Origin of the sequence: Variovorax raffinosi, from assembly GCF_051216615.1 — a bacterium.
Taxonomy (GTDB): domain Bacteria; phylum Pseudomonadota; class Gammaproteobacteria; order Burkholderiales; family Burkholderiaceae_C; genus Variovorax.
This window is the reverse complement of record NZ_JBPJZR010000013.1, coordinates 56,092-75,063: the sequence shown is the minus strand read 5'-3', so window position 1 is coordinate 75,063 and position 18,972 is coordinate 56,092. Positions and strand designations below refer to the sequence as shown.

Below are 18,972 nucleotides of genomic sequence, written 5' to 3'. Positions count from 1 at the left end.
TTGATCCACTGCCCCGTTTCAGGTCGACACTTTCCTCTATCGCCGCTGCAGCATCAAGTCGACCTGATCGATCCAATGCCGGAATGCCGCCATCTGGTCGGTGACGAAGCGGCGCGTCGTCTCGTCGCTGCACGCCCCGTCCGGTGCGAACTTGCTCGCCGCGTGGGCGATGAAGACCTCGGGCTTCGACAGGACCATCGCGTCCATGAAAAGCAGCACCTTGCGCAGCTCGTACTGCACGCGCGCACCGCCGACCGGGCCGGGCGCGGCACTCAAAACCGCGACGGGCTTGTGGCGCAGCGGCTGATCGGTGCCGCGCGACACCCAGTCGAGCATGTTCTTCAGCATGCCCGGAATCGAGAAGTTGTATTCGGGCGTTGCAATGAGGACCGCGTCCGCGCGCCGGATGCGATCGCGCAGTGCTTCGACGGGCGCAGGGATTCCATGCGCGAGCACGTCGGCATCGAACGGCGGAATGTCGCGCCAATCGACCACGTCCAGCGTCATTGACGCCGGCATGCGCTCGCCGGCCAGGCGCAGCGCCATGCCGTTGAGTGATCCGCTGCGCAGGCTGCCGCAGAACCCGACGACGTCGATGGGGCGCAGGGCCGCCCCGGCCTTGGCTTCGGCGCTCATTGCTGGGCAATCCCGGCCTGGGCGACGACTTCGCTCCAGCGCCTGATTTCACGCTCGACCATCGACTTCATCTGGGCCGGAGAAGACGGGGCCGCCTCGCTGCCCAGGGATGCCAGCGTGGCCTTGACGCCGGCATCGTCCAGCGCCACGCGCACGTTGCGCTCTAGCAGCTCGACCACCTGCGGCGGCGTGCCGTGAGGCGCCGCGAGTCCCAGCCAGGACCGGATCTCGAAGCCCTTCAGCACGCTCGCGACGGGGGGCACCTGCGGCATCGACGGCCAGGGTTGCGCGCTGGTGACCGCCAGCGCGCGCAGCCGGCCCGACTGGATGTGCGGCGTCGCAACAGTCAGGGTGTCCGCAAGAACATCGACGTCGCCGGCAATCACCGCCTGCACCGGCGCGCCGCCGCCGCGATAGGGCACGTGCAGCAGCTTGACGCCCGCGCTGACGCCCAGCAGTTCGCCGACCATGTGCTGCGTCGAGCCCACGCCCACCGATGTGAAAGTGACCCGGTCCGGCGTCTGCTTCGCCGTGGCAAGCAGTTCGGCGAGATTGCGGGCCGGATGGTCCGCGCGCACGGCAATGACGAAGGGAAAGCTCGTCACGGTCGAGATGAAGGCGAAGTCTTTCACCGGGTCATAGGGCAGCGTCTTGCGCAGCACGGCCGAGACCGTGTGCGCGCCGGTGAGCATGACGATGTTGTAGCCGTCGGGCTTGGCCTTGGCCACGAAGTCGGTGGCAATCAGGCCGCCCGCCCCGCTCTTGATTTCGACGACCACGGGCTGCTTGAGCTTCTCCTGCATCTTCTGCGCCAGCAGGCGCGAAACCACGTCTGCATTGCCGCCCGCGCCGAAGCCGTGGTTCAACTGGATCGGGCGGCTGGGGTAGCCGTCTTGCGCGCGCGCCGAAGGCAGCAGCGCGAGCGCGGCGGCGGTGGCGACGAAGCTGCGCCGGGTCGATGTCTTCATGGTTGTCTTGTCTCCTGTCGTTGTTTTATGTGTTGCCGGCCTTGAACCCCTTCCATGCCGTGTCGTAGTCCGGCTGGAGGTTGGCGGCGCAAAGCGCCTGCGCGGTCGGGCGAAACACATGGCGGCTCTCGAACATGAAGGCCAGCGTGTCGTCCAGGCGATGCGGCTTGAGGTCGGCGGTGCTGGCCCGCTCGAAGGTGGCGGCGTCGGGGCCGTGCGGCAGCATGCAGTTGTGCAGGCTCACGCCGCCGGGCACGAAGCCTTCGGCCTTGGCGTCGTAGACGCCGCGCACCAGCCCCATCAGCTCGCTCATCACGTTGCGGTGAAACCAGGGCGGGCGAAAGGTGTCTTCGGCCACGAGCCAGCGCGGCGGGAAGATCACGAAGTCGCAGTTGGCGACGCCGGGCGTGTCGCTGCCGGAAGTCAGCACGGTGTAGATCGACGGATCGGGGTGGTCGAAGCTGATCGTGCCGATGGCCATGAAGTGCGCCAGGTCGTACTTGCAGGGCGTCAGGTTGCCGTGCCATGCGACCACGTCCAGCGGCGTGTGGGCCTGCCCGCCTTCCCAGAGGTGGCCCATGAACTTGTTGACGATGCGCACGGGGCCGGCGTCTTCCTCGAAGGCCGCGACGGGCGCGAGGAAGTCCCGTGCATTGGCCAGCCCGTTCGATCCGATCGGGCCCAGCTCGGGCAGGCGAAACGGCGCGCCGTAGTTCTCGCAGACGTAGCCCCGGGCCTCGCCCTGCGGCAGCGTGACGCGCAGCCGCATGCCGCGCGGCACCAGCGCGATTTCGCCGGGGGCGATGTGCAGGCGTCCCAGCTCGGTGTGGAGCTGCAACGCGCCGGCCTGCGGCACGATCAGCAGCTCGCCGTCCGAATTGACGAAGTAGCGCCCGTCCATCGAGCGGTTCGCGCGATAGACGTGCACCGCCGATCCGACCTGTGCGTGCGGCTCGCCGTTGCCGGCGATGGTCAGCATGCCGTCGATGAAGTCCGTGCCTTGGGCCGGCATCGGCCAGGGGTTCCAGCGCAGCCGGTTGGCCGGCGTTTCCGCTTCGGTGAACGGACCGCTGCGCCAGCCGCCGTCGTTGATGCGCGCGAAGGCCTCGTGCATGGCGCTGGGGCGCCGCCTGTACATCCAGGTTCGCAGGTTGTGGTTGCGCGGTGCCGTGAAGGCCGTGCCCGACAGCAGCTCGGCGTACAGCCCCAGCGGCGCCTGCTGCGGCGAATTGCGGCCCACCGGCAGCGCGCCCGGAATCGCTTCGCTGGCGAACTGGTTGCCGAACCCGCTCTGGTAGCCGGGCGTTGTGTCGTCCTGCGCGGTGTGTGCTGCCATGGCGTCTCCTTCTTTCTTGTCGTCAGTCCTGCCACTGGGGCGTGAAGAAGGTCGCCGGAACCAGGATCTTCGATTCCTGGCTCTGCAGCAGCGGGAGCATTTCCGTCACGTAGGCCTTCCATCCGGCATCGGCCATCAGCAGCTCCCGCCGCTGCGCGCGTTCGTTCATGTCCAGGTAGGCCCACATGTGGATCACCTGGTTGAGCGCGCCGGTTTCGGTGCGGTAGTAGCCGACCATGCGGCCGAGGATGCGGCGCTGGATGGCCAGGCCCTTGGCCTCGTACAGCGACAGGTAGGCCCGCCACTGGCCGGGATGGGTGGTGTAGGTGCGTTGTTCGACGAGCATGGTGTGTCGGGTCGCCCTTACAGGCTGTGCCCTCCGTCGATGACGATGCGCGTGCCCGTGGCCGTGCGCAGATGCGTCGCGCATGCAAGCACGGCAAGCGCCACGTCCTGCGGCGTGACGATGCGCCCGAGCGGCGTGGTGGCGGCCTTCTTCGCCAGTTCATCGCGGTTGCGGCCCTGCACGAAATCGGTGTCGACCGCAGCGGGCGACACGCTGACGAAGCGCACCGGGCCGAAGGCCCTTGCCATCGACACGGTCATCGTGTCGAGCGCGGCCTTGGCCGCGCAGTAGGCGATGTTGCTGCCCAGCCCCGTGAATGCGGATACCGACGACACGTTGACCACGACCGCATCGGTGGACGCTTTCAGCAGCGGCATGAGCGCACGCGTGATCGCGTAGGGGCCGCCCACGTTGGCGGCGAGTATCTCGTCGAACAGCGCTGGTGCCAGCGCGTTCAGGTCGGTGTGCGCGATGCGCCGCGTGAAGCCGGCCGAGTTCACCAGCACGTCGACGCGGCCGAAGTCGCGATGCAGCACTTCCGCCATGGCCGCGTGCGCCACGGCATCGGTCAGCGGAATCTGCAATGTGCGGTGGCCGTTGCCCGGCAGTTCGTCGCGCAGCGCCTGTGCACGCGCCGCGCCTTCGTTGTAGCCGATGACGACCGTGGCCCCGGCTTGCGCCAATGCGCGCACGCAGGCCGCGCCGATGCCGCTGCTTCCCCCGGTGACGACGGCGATCTTGCCTTGCAGCGCGCCGACGCCGTCCTGTGCCGTGCTGCTCATTGAAATCTCCCGCGATGCGCTCGGTTCTTCATGAATGAATGCCCTTGGTCGTTGCGTTGCATGTACGTGCCTTGCTGCCTTGAACGATTGCTGTCCGATAGACGGGGCACCGCTATGGCTCCAGCGGGAATTGTTTTCTAATGAGCCGCTTCAAACCAGTCGTTTGTCCATCAATCGAACATGAAAACGCCCTCCGATGCAGGCTCGCTGAAACGAGGCGTGGTGATTCTCAAATTGCTGGCCACCGCAGGCCCGCGTGGACTGGCGCTGACCGAGCTGTCAGAGAAATCGCAGATCCCGCACCCGTCGGTGCACCGCATCCTGGGCCAGCTCGCAGCGGAACGGCTGGCGGTCTTCAACGACGAGCTTCGGCGCTACAAGCTCGGCCCGCTGGCGTTCGAGCTGGGTGTGGCCAGCTCGACCATGCATGACATCCGCGACCTGTGCGAGCCCGCGATGGACGTGCTGGCGCGAGAGACGGGCGACACCGTCTACCTGGTCGTGCGCAGCAGTTTCGATGCGGTCTGCATGCATCGCCGCGAGGGCACCTTTCCCATCCGCGCGCTGGTGCTGGAGGTCGGCAGCCGCAGGCCGCTGGGCGTGGGCGCGGGAGGTCTGGCGATTCTTTCGGCCATCGACGATGAAGAGCGCGCGAGCATCATCGAGCGGGTCGGCCCCAGCCTCTCGGCCTTCGGGAAGCTGTCGACGCAGGACCTGGCGGAAGCCTGTGTGCAGGCGCGCGCGCTGGGTGCCGCGGTGATCCAGAACCGCGTGAGCCTGGGGGTCAAGGCGGTCGGCGTGCCCTTCAGGGACTCGATGGGGCAAGCCGTGGGCGCGCTGAGCGTCGCGGCCCTGTCGCAGCGCCTGAGCCAGCGGCGCATTGCCCAGGTGGCCGACATGCTGCGCGGCGCCACGCAGTCGGTCGAAATCCTGCTGCGCAAGCGGAAGGCTTGAGGCAGCAGCGGCTCTTTCAACCTCCGCTGTGCTGCCGCAGGAAGGCTTCGATCCGCGTCACAAGGTAGGCCGGCGTTTCGAGCATCGGGTAGTGGCCGCTGTTCGGCAGCAGCTCGATCTGCGCATGCGGATACAAGCGCGGAAAGGTGGCTTGCACGAAGTCCGACGACACGCCCGCATCGTGCTCGCCCACCAGCACCAGCAGCGGCGCACGCAGTGCGGCGGCCTTGTCGGAGAAGTCGGTTTTGGAGAAGGCGTGAAAGTAGTGCTCGAAGGCCACCGTGTCGGAGGTGCCGCGCTGATGGGCCAGGATCGAGCGGGCCAGGGCTGGCGTCAGCCGCGAGCCCAGCGAGGTTTCGAGCACGCCCAGCGCCGCCTGCTCGCTCCTGCCTGCGGACGCGAACACCGCCGCGACCTCTTTAGGCAACGGCACGCCGGAGGCCGGCACCGGTGTCACGCACACCGCCGCCTGAATGCGGTCGGGCGCATCGATGGCGATGCGCTGCACCACCATGCCCCCCATGGAGTGGCCGAGCAAGGCAAAGCGCTCCCACCCCAAGCGGTCGGCCAGCGCGAGCATGTCGGCGGCAATCTCGGCGATGCTGTGCTCGCCCTGGATGGCGCGGGAGGCGCCGTAGCCTCGGTAGTCAGGAAAGGCGTATGTGAAGCGCTCCTCGTCCAGCAGCGGATAGATCGGTGCCCATATGCCATGGTCGCCGAACCAGCCATGCGCAACCATCACCCGCTGGGGGCCGCTGCCCCGGATCTCGTGGCCCAGACTCATGTGCGTTCTCCTTTGCCTTTGTGTGTTTGCATGCGTGCGTGCCGCATCAGTCGATCTTGATGCCTGCGGTGCCGATCACCCGGCCCCATTTCGCCGACTCGTTCGCGATGATGCCCGCGAACTGGGCCGGTGTGCCACCGATGGCCTCGACGGTCTGGTCGTTCAACTGCCGGCGGACGTCGGGGTCGGCCAGCACCTTCTGCAATTCGGAGGACAGTCGTTCGACAACGGCGCCCGGCGTACCCGCGGGCGCATGCAGGCCGAACCAGAGCGCCGAGTCGAAGTCGGCAATGCCCGATTGCGCAAAGGTCGGCACCTGCGGCAGCGTTGCGATGCGCTGCCGGCCGATGACCGCCAGCGCCTTGACCCGTCCGGCGTTGACCTGCGCCAGCACCGGCGCCGCCGGCGTGAAGGCCAGGTCGACCCGGCCGGCCATGACATCGGTGAGCGCCTGTGCGCCTCCCTTGTAGGGCACGTGGGTCAGGCGCACCTGGGCCACCTGGTTGAACAGCTCGCCATACAGATGCGTGAAGGTGCCGTTGCCCGACGAGCCATAGCTGAACTTGCCGGGCGCTTCCGCTGCCGCGGCGACCAGTTCCTTGACCGTGCGGCTGGGCAGGTCGGCGCGGGCGATCAGCAATGCGGGTGCCTCGGCAAGCAGCGTGACCGGCGTCAGGTCTTTGGTAAAGCTGAACCGGAGATTCGGATACAGGCTGGTGTTGATGACATTCGCGGTGGTGCTCAGCAGCAGCGTGTAGCCGTCCGGCGGCGCATGGGCCACGGCTTCGGCGGCGATGCTGCTGCCCGCGCCTGGCCGGTTTTCGACAATCACGGGCTGCCCGAGGCCTTGTGTCATGCGCGGACCGAGAACGCGCGCGATCAGGTCGCCGGTGCTGCCGGCCGGGAAGCCGACGATGATGCGGATCGGTTTTTCCGGGAAGGTGGCGGACACGGCGGGCGCGCATGCGCTCGCCAGTGCGAAGGCCACAGCAAGGGGCGCGAAAAGGCGCGCGAGAAATGAAAGGCGCATGGCGATGTCTCCTTGTTATGTTCCCGGGCGCGCCGCACCGGCGCTGCCGCCGTTCAGCGCGAGCCCAGCACGTTGGCCAGCAGGCCCGCTCCGTAAAGCACTGCGTTGGGTTCGTGGTGGCGCGGCGCGGTCGCCAGGTACTGTTTGACGGCCTGCACGGCAGGTGCGGGGAAGGACAGCAGGCGCTGCACCAGCGCATCGCCCTCTGCCTGCAGGCGTCCGTTCTCGACGACCCGGCCCACGATCCCCGCAGCCAGCGCATCGCGGGCGCCGATGGGCTCCGCGCCGAAGACCAGATGCGCCAGTGCCTTGGCCGGCATCCGGTCCAGCAGCGGGGCCATGGCGATGCATGGCGGAATGCCGCGTTCGAGTTCGCGCAGCGCAAAGCTGCTGCCCTCTTCGCACAGCGTGAGGTCGCACCGGGCGGCCAGCACCAGGCCGATACCCCAGGCTCGCCCGGCCACCAATCCAAGCACTGGCGCGCGACAACGTCCGAAGGCCTCGTACAGCACCTGAATCGGGCCCGCGTCGTCGCGCAGAACGTCCGCTGCATTGACTCCGGCACCGAACGGCGGAGGTGCCATTTCGCGGCCGAGGCAGAAGTCCGCGCCTTCCGCGCTCAGCACGATCACGCGGCTCTCGCGCGCGGCGTCCAGCGCTTCGGCCAATGCCAGCGCCATGGGGTTGGTCAGCCGGTTGTTGGCCTGCGGGCGCTGCAGCCGAATGATGGTCACCTCGCCTTGCAGCTCGAGGCCGATCCAGGAAGTTTCTTCGGAAGTGCTCATGGCGTTTTCTCCTGCAGGCGCTCGGCCATCCAGTCGCAGACCAGGCTCAGTGCCGGTTCCGGCCGATCGAGGTTCACATGGGCGGCGCCGCCCTCTTCCTCGGTGAACACGCGCAGTTGCTTGTGGCGCGAACTCACTGCCTCCAGCAGGCGCTGCGCTTCCGAAGGCGGCGCATGCCGGTCATTGGCGCCGTGCACGATGAACAGGTCGCACTCGATGCGGCCGGCCACGCCTTCCAGGCGGAAATCTTCCAGCTTGCGGAATGCGCTTTCCCAATCCGGCACGCCGAGTATTCGCAGGATCTGCTTGCCGGTGGTGCCCAGCGGCGCGTTGTTGCCCAACTGGGTGGCGCCCTGCCCCTGCACGTAGCCGACACGCCGCACCATGCATGCATGGGTGTCGAAGACCGCGCCCATCACCGCGCAGGCCTTGATCCGTTTCTCGAAGGCCACGGCACGCGGTGCGTAGTAGCCGCCCCAACTGGCTGCGACCAGGCCGATGCGCGCAGGGTCCACTTCCGGGCGCTGCAGCAGCCAATCGACGCAGGCTGTCACCGGCTTCTCGAAGTCGTGGCGTGCGGTCAAGCCATGCACGCGCAGGGCCGAGCCCTGGCCCGGACCGTCGAAGGCGAGCGTGGTGATGCCGCGCCGCGCGAGATTCAGCGCCACGTAGAACATCTCCTCCTTGTTCGCGTCCAGGCCGTCCGACAGCAGCGCCACCGGCCCCGGGCCGCGACGTCCCACGGCCGGCACGAGGTAAGCCGGGATCACGCTGCATTCAAAGGGAATGTCGACCAGCTCGATCGCGGGATCGCGATGCTGCGCGAAGGTCGCGAAGCAGGACAGGTGCCTGGCATAGGCTTGCTCGGCGCGCGGATCGTCCGGGTCCAGCAGCCCTTCGGCCCACTGGTGATAGACCGAGGCGCGCAAGGAGAAATCGCTGGCACTCACGCGGTGCCCACGTGCAAGCGCGTCGGCCGCGGATTGCTCCAACTGGCGCCCCAGCTCTCCCCACGTGCGATGCCAGGCCTCGACATCGCCCGAGGGTTGCACGCGCGCGGCATCACGCAGGCGGGAACACGCCCAGTCGATCTCTCCGAACAGCCCGCCCGCGGCAATGGCGCGGAGCACGGCAAGAGACCAGCGGTAGTTTTCGGGGAAGTAGAAGAACATGGTCTTTAGCGGTTGGGTGGTGTCCGTTCGGATTGTTCGCGCACCACTCTTGCGAGGCCATGGGTTTGTCCGATAGGTGAACATGAGAATCGACAAAGGGGTGCACGCGCAGGCGATCTCCTCGAAAAACCGCAGCCGACCCAACGGGGATGGCGAAGCCCATCGATATCTACAGCGTATGGAAAACCTGCACTAAAAGGTATTTCCGAATATGAAAAGCCTTGCCTACGATGCCCGCATGAAAAGCAGAGACAAGCCGCAGGAGCACCCTGCATCGACGGACGTCGGCATCCGCATGGCGCGCACGCCCGGCGTCCTTCCCGTGTTCACCACCCACGCCGTCTTGCGCGCAAGCGCCTGGGCGGCAGCGAGCGGGCTGTGCGCCGTGCTCGCAGCCTGCGGAGGTGGTGGCAGCGGTGGCGGCGGCTTCCTTCCGATCCTGCCGCCCGCCCCCGCGCCGGCGCCCCCTGCATCACCGCCACCTGCGGGCCCCACCGCCGAACAGCTCAAGAGCACATGCAACACGCTCAACGGGCAGGTCATCGCGGGTGTGTCGGTCACGAAGACCACGCGCTTCGAGGCCAAGGCACCTCTCTACACATCAGGCTTTTGCCAGGTGCTCGGCACGCGCGCACCGTTCCTGGACATCGAGGTCGATGTGCCGGACAACTGGACCGGACGCTACTGGCAGCAAGGCGGCGGTGGCTTCGACGGACGCATCCCCTCTGCGGTGACGACGGACACGGGCGGCGCCGTGATTGCAGTCGATGCCACCCTCGCCCTCAAGGGCGCGGTGTACGCGGCCTCCAACGGCGGCAACAGGGCCAGCGTTCCCGCACAGGCCGCGCCGGGCGTGTGGGTGAGCGGCACGCCCGATGCCCAGCAGTCGGCCATCGACTATGCCTACGCCGCCGGCGGCACCACGCTGCGCTTCGGCAAGGCCGTCGCCAAGGCCTTCTTCGGCCAGGCACCGAGCCACAGCTATTTCAACGGTTGCTCCAACGGTGGCCGCAACGCCTACATCGCCGCGCAGCGCTGGCCCGATGAATTCGACGGCATCGTCGCCGGCTGCGAAACCATGGACATGGGCGGTGCCATCACCGGCCTGATGAACACGGCCGCCAAGGCGGCCACGCCGGCCGAGATCAGCCCAGCCCAGTACGCCGCCGCCTACACGGCCGCGGTGGCATCCTGCGATGCCGCCGACGGCGCGACCGACGGCTACCTTGCGAACCCAGGTGCGTGCACCCTGCCCGCCGCATCGCTGCAATGCGGCCAGCCCGGCGCGAATGCCGACCCCACGCTGTGCCTGTCGGCGGCGCAGGTTCCCACGCTCGCGGGCCTGCTCGGCAACCTGACGTTGAGCAGCGGTGCCACCGCCTACAGCAAGTACAACTGGACCAACTTCGCGCCCGCATCCACCATTCCCGGCGTGCCGGCGCTGGGCGTGACCAGCTATGGCGGGCTGGGCGGCGGCTTCGCGTTCCTGGCGACGAACGATCCCCTTTGGTTGGGTGCGCCGCCCCCGAGCACGACGCCCGCTCCCAACCTGGCGACTTTCGACATCAACCTCGACTACTACCTCTTCAGCAGCGGCCTTCAGCGCCTGGGCGCCGACCACGACAAGAACGCCATCGCGGCTTACGTGGCGTCGGGCCGCAAGCTGATTTCATGGCATGACGCCGGCGATCCATTGCTGTCGGCCAACGATCACGCGCGCAACTTCGCCACCATGACCAACTCCGCCAAGGGAATGGGCTTGGCGGACCCTCGCAGCAACGCGCGCATGTTCATCGTTCCCGCTTCGAGCCACGGTGCGGGAGCCAGCTTCGCGCAGGTCGACTGGCTCAGCGCCATCATCGACTGGGTGGAGAGCAGCAAGGCGCCGGATCAGTTGACCTACAAGTTCATTGCCGGCGCCACGGCCCGGGCGATGCCGGTCTGCGAGGCGCCGAAGTATCCGCGCTACAACGGCACGGGCGACGTCAACGCTGCGGCCAGCTTCACTTGCACGCTGTGACGGCCTGAGGAAAGAAAGCACGCAAAGCCGGCGGGGCGGTCCCCCGCCGGCTTGCATCGCCGCGCAACACGGATGCGCACCCGCATGCGTCGCGGTGTGCCGCATGACCTTATGCACGCGCCGGCTAAGCAATCCCAAAAGCCTTCTTTGGCAAGCACGCAGGCCGCGCGTAGCCTGCGCCGTTCCTTTCGCCTCAAAGAAGCACACCTCCATGACTCAACGCAAGGGCTTCCTGAGCCTGGGCGCCTTTCTCTATCCGAGTGGGCACCACATCGCCGCATGGCGCCATCCCGAAGCGAAGGCCGATGCCGGCATCGACTTCCGGCATTACGTCGAGCTGGCACGTGCCGCCGAAGCCGCGAAGTTCGACCTGATCTTCCTGGCCGACGGCGTGGGCACGCGGGGCGACGACGTCGCGTTCCTGAGCCGCACGGCGCACAGCTACCAGGCGCAGTTCGAGCCGATCACGCTGCTGTCGGCGCTGGCCGCCGTGACGCAGCGCATCGGCCTCGTGGCCACCGCTTCCACCAGCTTCAACGAGCCGTACCACGTGGCGCGCAAGTTCGCCTCGCTCGACCACATCTCGGGCGGGCGCGCAGGCTGGAACCTTGTCACGTCGTCCAGCGCGCACGAAGCGCGCAACTTCAACCGCGAGGAACACTTCGCGCATGCGGACCGCTACGAGCGCGCAGGCGAATTCGCCGATGTGGTCACAGGCCTTTGGGACAGCTGGGAGGACGACGCCTTCGAGCGCGACAAGGCCGCCGGCCGCTTCTACGACCCGGCCAAGCGCCATGTGCTGCACCACCGCGGCAAGCATTTCTCGGTGCAGGGGCCGCTCAACGTGTCACGCCCGCCGCAGGGCCACCCGGTGGTCGTGCAGGCCGGCTCGTCCGAAGCCGGCAGAGAACTGGCTGCGCGCACCGCCGAAGCGGTGTTCACCGCGCAGCAGACGCTGGAAGATGCCGTGGCCTTCTATGCCGATATCAAGGGGCGCCTTGCAGGCTACGGCCGCGAGGCCGACGATCTGAAGATCCTGCCGGGCGTGTTCCCGGTGGTGGGCCATAGCGAAAACGAGGCGAAGGAGAAGTTCGAACAGTTGCAGTCGCTGATCGATCCGGTCGTCGGCCTCGCGTTGGTGTCGGGCCTGACCGGCGGCTTCGATCTTTCAGGCCATCCGCTCGACGGACCGATTCCACCGCTGCCGGACACCAATGCGAGCAAGAGCCGCCAGCAATTGATGATCGAGCTGGCGCGCCGCGAGAACCTCACGATCCGCCAGCTCTACCAGCGCGTGGCCGGCGCGCGCGGTCATTGGCAACTGGTGGGCACGCCCGAGCAGATCGTCGACCAGCTCGAAGAGCGCTTCGTGCAGTACGGCGCGGACGGCTACAACATCATGGCGCCGACGCTGCCCGGCGGCCTGACCGACTTCATCGCGCTGGTGCTGCCGGAGCTGCGCCGCCGCGGCCTGTTTCGCAACGAGTACGAGGGCCGTACCCTGCGCGAGCACCTCGGACTGAAGCGGCCGGCGCACCCTGCCCCGGCCGCGCGCAAGGCAATTGCCGAGGTGCAGAACTGAACAATCTCAACGCCGGTGATCGACCCTGCGCGCCAGCCGCTCGCCGGCGAACTGGATCACCGACACCAGCGCGATGAGGATCAGGATCACCTCGAACATCACGCGGGTCTCGTAGCGCTCGTAGCCGTAGCGAATCGCAAGATCGCCCAGGCCGCCCGCGCCCACCGCGCCGGCCATGGCCGAGGCGTTGATCATGGCGATCACGCTGACCGTCATGCCGCCGATGATCCCCGGCAGCGCCTCGGGCAGCAGCACGTGCCGCACGATGTGCCAGCGCTTGCAGCCCATGGCGCGCGCCGCTTCGATCAACCCGCCGTCCACGTCATTGAGGCTCACCTGTGCGATGCGCGCGTAGAACGGAATCAGGTTGGCCGCCAGCGGCACCACCGCCGCCCAGGTGCCCAGCGTGGTGCCGACGATGAAGCGCGTGACCGGCAGCAGCGCGATCAGCAGGATGATGAAGGGGACCGCCCGGCAGACGTTCACCGCAATCGACAGCGCCCTGTGGAATCGCGGCCTCGGGTACAGGTTGCGCGGCGCCGTCACCGTGAGCACCACGGCCAGCACCAGCCCGAGCGAAATGGCGATGAAGGCCGACACGCCCACCATGGCCAGCGTCTGGAAGAACGCCTGCACGTACTTTTCAATCAGCGGTGTGGACATAGCCCAGTACCTCGATGCGGTCGGTCGACAGCGCAAGCCGCGCCGCCTCCGGGTCAAAGGGAAGCCCTGCAACAGCCGGCACGGCCACGAGCAGCCGGCCCTGCGCATGCCCGCGAATGCGGTCCAGCCCGCCGTGCAGCCACGTGGTTCCGGGCCCGAGTGCGGCCAGCGCATCGAAGGGCACGCCTTGCGGGCGCGAAGCACCGTCGAAGCCGACGCTCAGCACCACCCGGCCCGGCCGGCCGTGCAGGCTCTCGACATCGGGCACCAGTGACGCGGCCAGGTCGGCCGGCAGGTCGTGCAGCAGCGGTTGCAGCAGCGCCCGCGTGGCGTCGGCCTCGGGCTTGCCGAACACCCGCCACACCTCGCCCAGCTCGACCAGACGGCCCGCGTCGAGCACCAGCACGCGGTCGCACACCTCGCGGATCACTGCCATGTCGTGCGTGATGAGCACCACCGTCAGGCCGAACCTGCGGTTGATGTCGCGCAGCAGCGCAAGAATCGACTGCGTCGTCTCGGGGTCGAGCGCCGAAGTCGCCTCGTCGCACAGCAGGATCTGCGGCTGGTGCACCAGCGCGCGCGCAATGCCCACGCGCTGCTTCTGCCCGCCCGAAAGCTGCGCCGGATAGACCTCGGCCTTGTCGCTCAACCCCACCAGTTCGAGCAGCGCATCGACGCGCTCGCGAATGCGGGCCGGCGCAACGCCCGCCACCTTCAGCGGCAGCGCCACGTTGTCGCGCACCGTCTTCGCCGACAGCAGGTTGAAGTGCTGGAAGATCATGCCGATGCGGCGGCGCAGATGCACCAGCGCGTCTTCGTCCAGGCTGCCTACATCTACACCGTCGACATGCACGCTGCCGCCGCTGGCGTCTTCCAGTGCATTGATGGTGCGCAGCAGCGTCGACTTGCCCGCCCCGCTGCGCCCGATGATGCCGAAGACTTCTCCGCGCGCGATCGAGAAAGACACAGCCTCCAGTGCCCTCACCGGCCCCGCCGAGCCTGCATAGTCCTTGCGGACCTGATCGAAGACGATGTGCGGCGGCGCGGCTCCTTCAGTTGCGGCGCTCAGAAGACGGGCAGGACGGAGCCCTGGTACTTCGTCTGGATGAAGTTGCGCACTTCTTCGGACTGGTAGGCCTTCACCAAGGGCTTGACCCACGGTGCGTTCTTGTCCTGCTCGCGCACGACGATGATGTTCACGTAGGGGTTGTTTTCTTTCTTCTCGACCGCGATGCCGTCGCGCGTGGCGATCAGGCCGGACTGGTAGGCGAAGGTGTTGACGATGGCGGACGCGTCCACGTCCTCCAGCGAGCGTGCGAGCACCACCGAGGCGGCCTCCACGAGCTGCACCTTCTTCTTGTAGGAGGTCACGTCCTTGAGCGTGGCCGTGCCCAGCGCGGGATCGAAGCCGTCGCGCAGCGTGAGCACGCCCTGGTCGCGCAGCACGACGAGCGCACGCGTCTGGTTGCTCGGATCATCGGGAATGCCGAGCTTGGCGCCCTCGGGCAGATCCTTGAAAGACTTGAACTTCTTCGAGTAGAAGGCGATGGGCGAAATGTAGGTCGTGCCCACGTTGGCCAGCTTGTAGCCGCGCTGCTTGATCTGGTCGTTCAGGAAGGGAATGTGCTGGAACGAGTTGGCTTCGATGTCGCCGTTGTTCAGCGCCTCGTTCGGGCTGGCCGAGCCGGTGATGACCACGGGCTTGACGGTCAGGCCGTTCTGTTTGGCGACCTTGGCGACCACTTCCCAGATTTCCTCGTCGACGCCACCGCGCACGCCTACCCGCAGCGTCGTGGACTGCGCCACGGCGGCGGTCTGGACCCACAAGCTCGCCGAGACAAGGACAACCGCGCCGAGGGCACGGAACACATTGCGTTTCTTCATTGCTTCTACTTTCGTTTCTCTCCGGATGGATGACCGATCTTCAAAGACCGGCGTTCAGGAGAGAAAGAAACTTTTCGTACAAGCAATCTCGCGCAGCGACATAGTGAACTGCGCGTCAACCCGGCCAGCGCCCCTACAGACGGATCAGCGGCGCGGGCACCCCTTCGATCATCACGTTCAGGCATGCCGGCAAGCCGCTGGCCAGCGCGCGCTCGGCCGCCTGCGGGAGCGACGCGGCATCGGTGACGCATTCGCCATGTGCGCCGAAGGCCTGCGCGACCGTGTCGTAGCGCGTGGGCCGCAGTTCGCAACCGATCAGGCGCTGCGCGCCGTAGTCGCGAAGCTGGATCTGGTATTCGGCATTCCAGCGCGCATCGTTGCCCACCACCACGAGGAAAGACAAGCCGTAGCGGACCGCAGTGTCGAACTCGGCGATGTGAAAGCCGACGGTGCCGTCGCCCATCACCGCGACGACGGGCGCATCGGGTTGGGCGCAGCGTGCGGCCAGTGCATAGGGCAATCCGGCGCCGATCGATCCGGCCACGCCGTTGTTCACGCGATGCGGCGCGCGCAGGCATGCCATGGCCCATTGGCCGATCTCGCCGCCGTCGCAGACGAGGACCGATTCGGGATGACTGTCGAGCAAGGCTTGAAGCGGCCGCAGCATCTGCACGGGATGCAGACGGTCGGGCACTTGCGCGCGTGCGTCGCTCCATGCGGCGGGCCGGTATGCCACTGCGCTGCGCACTTCGTTCAGCCACTCGGGGCCGGCCGCCTCGCGCGCTGCCTGGGTCAGCACGCGCAGCGCGGACCAGGCATCGGCCTGCGCCGTGAGCTGCAACCGATCGCCGAGGGCGCGGCGGCTGCGCTCGATCTCGGTGACTTCCGCATCGACCTGATGCACCTGCGTCGTCGCGGGAAAGGCCGAGCCGAACTTCAGCGTGAAGTCGAGCCGCTTGCCCACGAGCACCAGGCAGTCCACGCGGGCCAGCAATTGCGTGAACGCACCGAGGCTCGCATCGGCAATGCCACGCGGGCTCTCCATGCCGATCACCGGAACGCCTGTCGCCTTTTCCAAAGCTTCGGTCAGCGCGCGCCCATCCCGCGTCATGCAGGACGGCCCGACGAGCACCATCGGATGCTTCGCCTGCGCAAGGCACTCGACCAACTGCGCCGCAAGAGACGGATCAAGCGGCACCGGCTCGGGTTCGAACGCGTCCACCGCCAACAGGCTGGCCACTGCGGCACCTTCAAGCACATCGCTCGGCAGGCTCAGGTGCACCGGACCGGGCCGCCCCGATCGGGCAATGCGGATGGCCTTGGCGACATCGGCGGCCACCTCGTCAGCATGTGCGCATGTCCAGGCGGCCTTGCAGACCGGCGCTGCCATCTCGGCCTGGCGCATCTCCTGGAATGCGCCCTGCCCGAGCTGATCGTTCGGCGCATGGCCCGACAACAGCACCACGGGCGCCTCGGCCATCTGCGCCGTGTACAGCGCGGACACCGCATTCGCATGGCCCGGCCCACCAGTGACGAGGGCGATGCCCACCTCGCCCGTGATGCGCGCCCAGGCGTCGGCCATGTGCACCGTGCTGGCTTCGTGGCGGGTGTGGACCAGCTCGATGCCGGAGCCGAAGGCCGCATCGAACACCGGCATGATGTGATTGCCCGACAGCGTGAAGATGCGCTTCACGCCCGCTGTCTGCAGGGACTGGATCAGCGCGTCGGCGCCTCGGTGGCCGGGAGTCTGGGTCATGGGTTCGTGAGTTGGCTTGAGAAGTGCCGCATGGCCCGTCGCAGGCCACACCGCCGAATGGCGCATCGCATATCGCGCGCACAGCCGATGGTAGCGGCGCCCCCTGTTCACTCAAGGCGGCACGAAAAGAAGCGGGCCCCGTGGGGCCCGCCGAACGTCGCCCTGGGAACGACGAGGAGACACTCACCTCGAAAGCAAGTCGGGCCATTCTTCGGGCAGGGGTGCAGGAAGCGAAGCACGGAATCCGCATACGCAGATCCGTTTTTCTTCGTTGCTGCGGTGCGATGGCATTCCTACGATCTGCGCTCCGCAACCCGACAAGCCGCTCCGCTGCCGGAGCACACCGCCATGCCCACCGAGACGTTCCCCTTGCATACCTCCCGCACCGCGCCATCGAGGCGCGCCGCACTCAAGACCCTCGCCTCGCTGACCGCCATCGGTGGCCTCGCCCTTGCGGGCTGCTCGCGCGAAGAAAAAAGCGCCACCGCATCGGCCGGCGGCCCGGCCGTGGTGAAGAAGACCGGCGACAAGGTCGCGTTCAAGTACCCGAACAACCCCTCGTTCGACCTGATCTACCTGGCCGACGAACTCGGCTACTTCGAGGGCACCAACACCCGCCCCGAGTACGTCGGCAAGATCGCCGCGCCCCAGATCATTCCGCTGGTGGGCACCGGCGAAATCGACTTCGGCAGCCGCATGGTGCCGCTGGTGATCTCGGCCATTGCATCGGGTGCAGACCTCAAGGTGGTGGCCGCCGGCGGCAAGACGCTGCAGGAAGCGCCGCACATGAAGTACTTCGTGCGCAAGGACTCCGGCATCCGCGCGCCCAAGGACCTGGAAGGCAAGACCATCGGCTTCAACAGCTTCGGCGCCTGCGCCGAGTTCGTGACCAAGAAGTACCTGCGCCAGAACGGCGTGGACGTGAACAAGATCAACTTCGTCGTCATCCCCGATGAGCAGGCCGAGCAGACGCTGGTGACCGGCAACACCGACCTGGCGATCATCCATGCGCCCTTCTCGGGCCGCGCCGACAACGCGGAGCAGCTCGTGCGGCTGTGGAGCGACTTCGACCTGGACGGCGGCCTGGGCGGCATGGCGCCGTACAGCGCGCACGGCCAGTTCATCCGCCAGCACCCCGAAGCGGTGCGCGACGTGGTGGTGGCACTGGCCAAGGCCGGCAACTGGGTCAATGCCAACACCGAGGAAGCCCGCAAGCTGGTGGCCAGGCGCATCAACATGGACCTGAAGAACGTGGACCGCTACGCCTACGTCGACGACCTGGTGGTGACCGAGCCGCCGATCCAGTACTACATCGACATCCTGCAGTCCGAAGGCAAGCTCGCCGCCGGCAAGGTGGCGGTGAAGGACGTCTACACCAACGAATTCAACCCCTTTGCGCAGCAGCAGCCCGCGAAGACCTGAGCCGGCACGCCCATGAGCATCAAGATCTCGGCGCGCGATGTGCGGATGGACTACGCCGCACGCGGCGCGAGCGAACGCGTGCGCGTGCTCGAAGGCTTCGACCTCGACGTGCGCGAAGGCGAATTTCTCTCGGTGCTGGGCCCGTCGGGCTGCGGCAAGTCGACCTTTCTGGGCATCCTGGCCGGGCTGACCGAACGCACCGGCGGGCGCATTGCCATCAACGGCCAGCCGCTCGCGGGCATCAACCGCAACCAGGGCGTGGTGTTCCAGGGCTATGCGCTGTTTCCGTGGCTCTCGGTGCTGGACAACATCGCGGTCGGGCTGGAGATTCGCGGCGTGGGCAAGACCGAGCGTCGCCGCACGGCGCATGAATACCTGGAGCTGGTCGGGCTGCATGGTTTCGCCGACCGCTATCCGCACGAGATTTCGGGCGGCATGAAGCAGCGCGTGGCCATTGCACGATCGCTGGCCTACAAGCCCGACGTGCTGCTGATGGACGAGCCTTTTGCAGCACTCGATGCGCAGACACGCGAGATTCTTCAGGGCGAACTGCTGCGCATCTGGGAGCAGTACCGCAAGACCATCGTCTTCATCACGCACAGCATCGAAGAAGCGGTGTACCTCTCGGACCGCGTGGCGGTGATGACGCTGCGGCCCGGCCGCATCAAGGACATCATCGACATTCCGCTGGCCCGCCCGCGCTCGGCCGAGCTGCGGCATTCGGCCGAATTCGCCGCCCTGCGCCACCGCGCCTGGGAGGTGTTGAAGGACGAGGTACAGGCCGGCCTGCGGCCCCGGTCGCTCGAAGGGGTGGTGTCATGAGCGCGCTCCGTCTTCCTCCTTCCCCTTCCG

Annotated in this window: 18 protein-coding genes; 5 read left to right on the top strand and 13 right to left on the bottom strand. The window is 67.3% G+C overall.

What is annotated here, in order from left to right:
- Window positions 1–36: 36 nt before the first annotated feature.
- The 5 genes from ACSFB7_RS30290 to ACSFB7_RS30270 are packed head-to-tail and all read right to left on the bottom strand — an operon-like array spanning window position 37 to window position 4,068.
- Complete coding sequence (locus ACSFB7_RS30290; RefSeq protein WP_435476028.1) at window positions 37–636, bottom strand: NADPH-dependent FMN reductase; 600 nt, start codon at window positions 634–636, stop codon at window positions 37–39.
- Complete coding sequence (locus tag ACSFB7_RS30285; protein WP_435476027.1) at window positions 633–1,604, bottom strand: tripartite tricarboxylate transporter substrate binding protein; 972 nt, start codon at window positions 1,602–1,604, stop codon at window positions 633–635. The genes ACSFB7_RS30290 and ACSFB7_RS30285 overlap by 4 nt, the downstream gene beginning before the upstream one ends.
- 25 nt (window positions 1,605–1,629) lie before the next feature.
- Window positions 1,630–2,940 carry a homogentisate 1,2-dioxygenase gene (hmgA, locus tag ACSFB7_RS30280; protein WP_435476026.1) on the bottom strand — a complete coding sequence of 437 codons (1,311 nt, stop codon included), beginning with the start codon at window positions 2,938–2,940 and terminating at the stop codon, window positions 1,630–1,632.
- 22 nt (window positions 2,941–2,962) lie between these two features.
- Entirely contained in the window at window positions 2,963–3,286 is a 324-nt protein-coding gene (locus ACSFB7_RS30275) for an NIPSNAP family protein (protein ID WP_435476025.1), read from the bottom strand.
- 17 nt (window positions 3,287–3,303) lie between these two features.
- Window positions 3,304–4,068: an SDR family NAD(P)-dependent oxidoreductase gene (locus ACSFB7_RS30270; RefSeq protein WP_435476024.1), complete on the bottom strand. Its 765-nt coding sequence runs from the start codon at window positions 4,066–4,068 to the stop codon at window positions 3,304–3,306.
- 180 nt (window positions 4,069–4,248) lie between these two features.
- Here ACSFB7_RS30270 and ACSFB7_RS30265 point away from each other — a divergent pair, with 180 nt between their 5' ends.
- Complete coding sequence (locus tag ACSFB7_RS30265) at window positions 4,249–5,022, top strand: IclR family transcriptional regulator (RefSeq protein WP_435476023.1); 774 nt, start codon at window positions 4,249–4,251, stop codon at window positions 5,020–5,022.
- Between the two features lie 16 nt (window positions 5,023–5,038).
- On the opposite strand, the gene ACSFB7_RS30260 is transcribed toward ACSFB7_RS30265, so the two are convergent.
- From ACSFB7_RS30260 to ACSFB7_RS30245, 4 genes are read right to left on the bottom strand one after another with little or no spacing between them, the layout of a single operon-like run.
- On the bottom strand, window positions 5,039–5,806 hold the full coding sequence (locus ACSFB7_RS30260) for an alpha/beta fold hydrolase (protein WP_435476022.1): 768 nt from the start codon (window positions 5,804–5,806) through the stop codon (window positions 5,039–5,041).
- A gap of 46 nt (window positions 5,807–5,852) precedes the next feature.
- Window positions 5,853–6,836: a Bug family tripartite tricarboxylate transporter substrate binding protein gene (locus tag ACSFB7_RS30255; protein WP_435476021.1), complete on the bottom strand. Its 984-nt coding sequence runs from the start codon at window positions 6,834–6,836 to the stop codon at window positions 5,853–5,855.
- A 53-nt stretch (window positions 6,837–6,889) separates the two neighbouring features.
- Complete coding sequence (locus ACSFB7_RS30250; RefSeq protein WP_435476020.1) at window positions 6,890–7,621, bottom strand: enoyl-CoA hydratase/isomerase family protein; 732 nt, start codon at window positions 7,619–7,621, stop codon at window positions 6,890–6,892.
- Window positions 7,618–8,793 carry an alpha/beta hydrolase family protein gene (locus ACSFB7_RS30245; RefSeq protein ID WP_435476019.1) on the bottom strand — a complete coding sequence of 392 codons (1,176 nt, stop codon included), beginning with the start codon at window positions 8,791–8,793 and terminating at the stop codon, window positions 7,618–7,620. Before ACSFB7_RS30245 ends, ACSFB7_RS30250 begins: the two co-directional genes overlap by 4 nt.
- A gap of 238 nt (window positions 8,794–9,031) precedes the next feature.
- On the opposite strand from ACSFB7_RS30245, the gene ACSFB7_RS30240 reads away from it, so the two are divergent.
- Both ACSFB7_RS30240 and ACSFB7_RS30235 read left to right on the top strand, forming a co-directional pair.
- Window positions 9,032–10,813, top strand: coding sequence for a tannase/feruloyl esterase family alpha/beta hydrolase (locus ACSFB7_RS30240; RefSeq protein ID WP_435476018.1), 1,782 nt, complete (start codon window positions 9,032–9,034; stop codon window positions 10,811–10,813).
- 211 nt (window positions 10,814–11,024) lie between these two features.
- Window positions 11,025–12,395, top strand: a complete 1,371-nt coding sequence (locus ACSFB7_RS30235; RefSeq protein ID WP_435476017.1) for an LLM class flavin-dependent oxidoreductase — start codon at window positions 11,025–11,027, stop codon at window positions 12,393–12,395.
- 6 nt (window positions 12,396–12,401) lie between these two features.
- On the opposite strand, the gene ACSFB7_RS30230 is transcribed toward ACSFB7_RS30235, so the two are convergent.
- The 4 genes from ACSFB7_RS30230 to ACSFB7_RS30215 all read right to left on the bottom strand — a co-directional run bounded on the left by ACSFB7_RS30230 (window position 12,402) and on the right by ACSFB7_RS30215 (window position 16,698).
- Entirely contained in the window at window positions 12,402–13,058 is a 657-nt protein-coding gene (locus ACSFB7_RS30230; RefSeq protein ID WP_435476016.1) for a methionine ABC transporter permease, read from the bottom strand.
- Complete coding sequence (locus ACSFB7_RS30225; protein ID WP_435476165.1) at window positions 13,039–14,127, bottom strand: methionine ABC transporter ATP-binding protein; 1,089 nt, start codon at window positions 14,125–14,127, stop codon at window positions 13,039–13,041. The genes ACSFB7_RS30230 and ACSFB7_RS30225 overlap by 20 nt, the downstream gene beginning before the upstream one ends.
- On the bottom strand, window positions 14,124–14,942 hold the full coding sequence (locus ACSFB7_RS30220) for a MetQ/NlpA family ABC transporter substrate-binding protein (RefSeq protein WP_435476015.1): 819 nt from the start codon (window positions 14,940–14,942) through the stop codon (window positions 14,124–14,126). Before ACSFB7_RS30220 ends, ACSFB7_RS30225 begins: the two co-directional genes overlap by 4 nt.
- Window positions 14,943–15,075: 133 nt before the next feature.
- Window positions 15,076–16,698, bottom strand: coding sequence for a thiamine pyrophosphate-binding protein (locus ACSFB7_RS30215; RefSeq protein ID WP_435476014.1), 1,623 nt, complete (start codon window positions 16,696–16,698; stop codon window positions 15,076–15,078).
- A 348-nt stretch (window positions 16,699–17,046) separates the two neighbouring features.
- Here ACSFB7_RS30215 and ACSFB7_RS30210 point away from each other — a divergent pair, with 348 nt between their 5' ends.
- Window positions 17,047–18,120: an ABC transporter substrate-binding protein gene (locus tag ACSFB7_RS30210; RefSeq protein ID WP_435476013.1), complete on the top strand. Its 1,074-nt coding sequence runs from the start codon at window positions 17,047–17,049 to the stop codon at window positions 18,118–18,120.
- A gap of 12 nt (window positions 18,121–18,132) precedes the next feature.
- On the top strand, window positions 18,133–18,942 hold the full coding sequence (locus ACSFB7_RS30205; protein ID WP_435476012.1) for an ABC transporter ATP-binding protein: 810 nt from the start codon (window positions 18,133–18,135) through the stop codon (window positions 18,940–18,942).
- Window positions 18,943–18,972: the final 30 nt, after the last annotated feature.

Bases quoted from the DNA above. Each gene is read 5' to 3' on its own strand.
- ACSFB7_RS30290 (WP_435476028.1), bottom strand. From the start codon at position 636: ATGAGCGCCGAAGCCAAGGCCGGGGCGGCCCTGCGCCCCATCGACGTC.
- ACSFB7_RS30205 (WP_435476012.1), top strand. From the start codon at position 18,133: ATGAGCATCAAGATCTCGGCGCGCGATGTGCGGATGGACTACGCCGCA.
- ACSFB7_RS30215 (WP_435476014.1), bottom strand. From the start codon at position 16,698: ATGACCCAGACTCCCGGCCACCGAGGCGCCGACGCGCTGATCCAGTCC.
- ACSFB7_RS30250 (WP_435476020.1), bottom strand. From the start codon at position 7,621: ATGAGCACTTCCGAAGAAACTTCCTGGATCGGCCTCGAGCTGCAAGGC.
- ACSFB7_RS30245 (WP_435476019.1), bottom strand. From the start codon at position 8,793: ATGTTCTTCTACTTCCCCGAAAACTACCGCTGGTCTCTTGCCGTGCTC.
- ACSFB7_RS30275 (WP_435476025.1), bottom strand. From the start codon at position 3,286: ATGCTCGTCGAACAACGCACCTACACCACCCATCCCGGCCAGTGGCGG.
- ACSFB7_RS30220 (WP_435476015.1), bottom strand. From the start codon at position 14,942: ATGAAGAAACGCAATGTGTTCCGTGCCCTCGGCGCGGTTGTCCTTGTC.
- ACSFB7_RS30270 (WP_435476024.1), bottom strand. From the start codon at position 4,068: ATGAGCAGCACGGCACAGGACGGCGTCGGCGCGCTGCAAGGCAAGATC.
- ACSFB7_RS30285 (WP_435476027.1), bottom strand. From the start codon at position 1,604: ATGAAGACATCGACCCGGCGCAGCTTCGTCGCCACCGCCGCCGCGCTC.
- ACSFB7_RS30235 (WP_435476017.1), top strand. From the start codon at position 11,025: ATGACTCAACGCAAGGGCTTCCTGAGCCTGGGCGCCTTTCTCTATCCG.
- ACSFB7_RS30240 (WP_435476018.1), top strand. From the start codon at position 9,032: ATGAAAAGCAGAGACAAGCCGCAGGAGCACCCTGCATCGACGGACGTC.
- ACSFB7_RS30260 (WP_435476022.1), bottom strand. From the start codon at position 5,806: ATGAGTCTGGGCCACGAGATCCGGGGCAGCGGCCCCCAGCGGGTGATG.
- ACSFB7_RS30210 (WP_435476013.1), top strand. From the start codon at position 17,047: ATGCCCACCGAGACGTTCCCCTTGCATACCTCCCGCACCGCGCCATCG.
- ACSFB7_RS30255 (WP_435476021.1), bottom strand. From the start codon at position 6,836: ATGCGCCTTTCATTTCTCGCGCGCCTTTTCGCGCCCCTTGCTGTGGCC.
- ACSFB7_RS30230 (WP_435476016.1), bottom strand. From the start codon at position 13,058: ATGTCCACACCGCTGATTGAAAAGTACGTGCAGGCGTTCTTCCAGACG.
- hmgA (WP_435476026.1), bottom strand. From the start codon at position 2,940: ATGGCAGCACACACCGCGCAGGACGACACAACGCCCGGCTACCAGAGC.
- ACSFB7_RS30265 (WP_435476023.1), top strand. From the start codon at position 4,249: ATGAAAACGCCCTCCGATGCAGGCTCGCTGAAACGAGGCGTGGTGATT.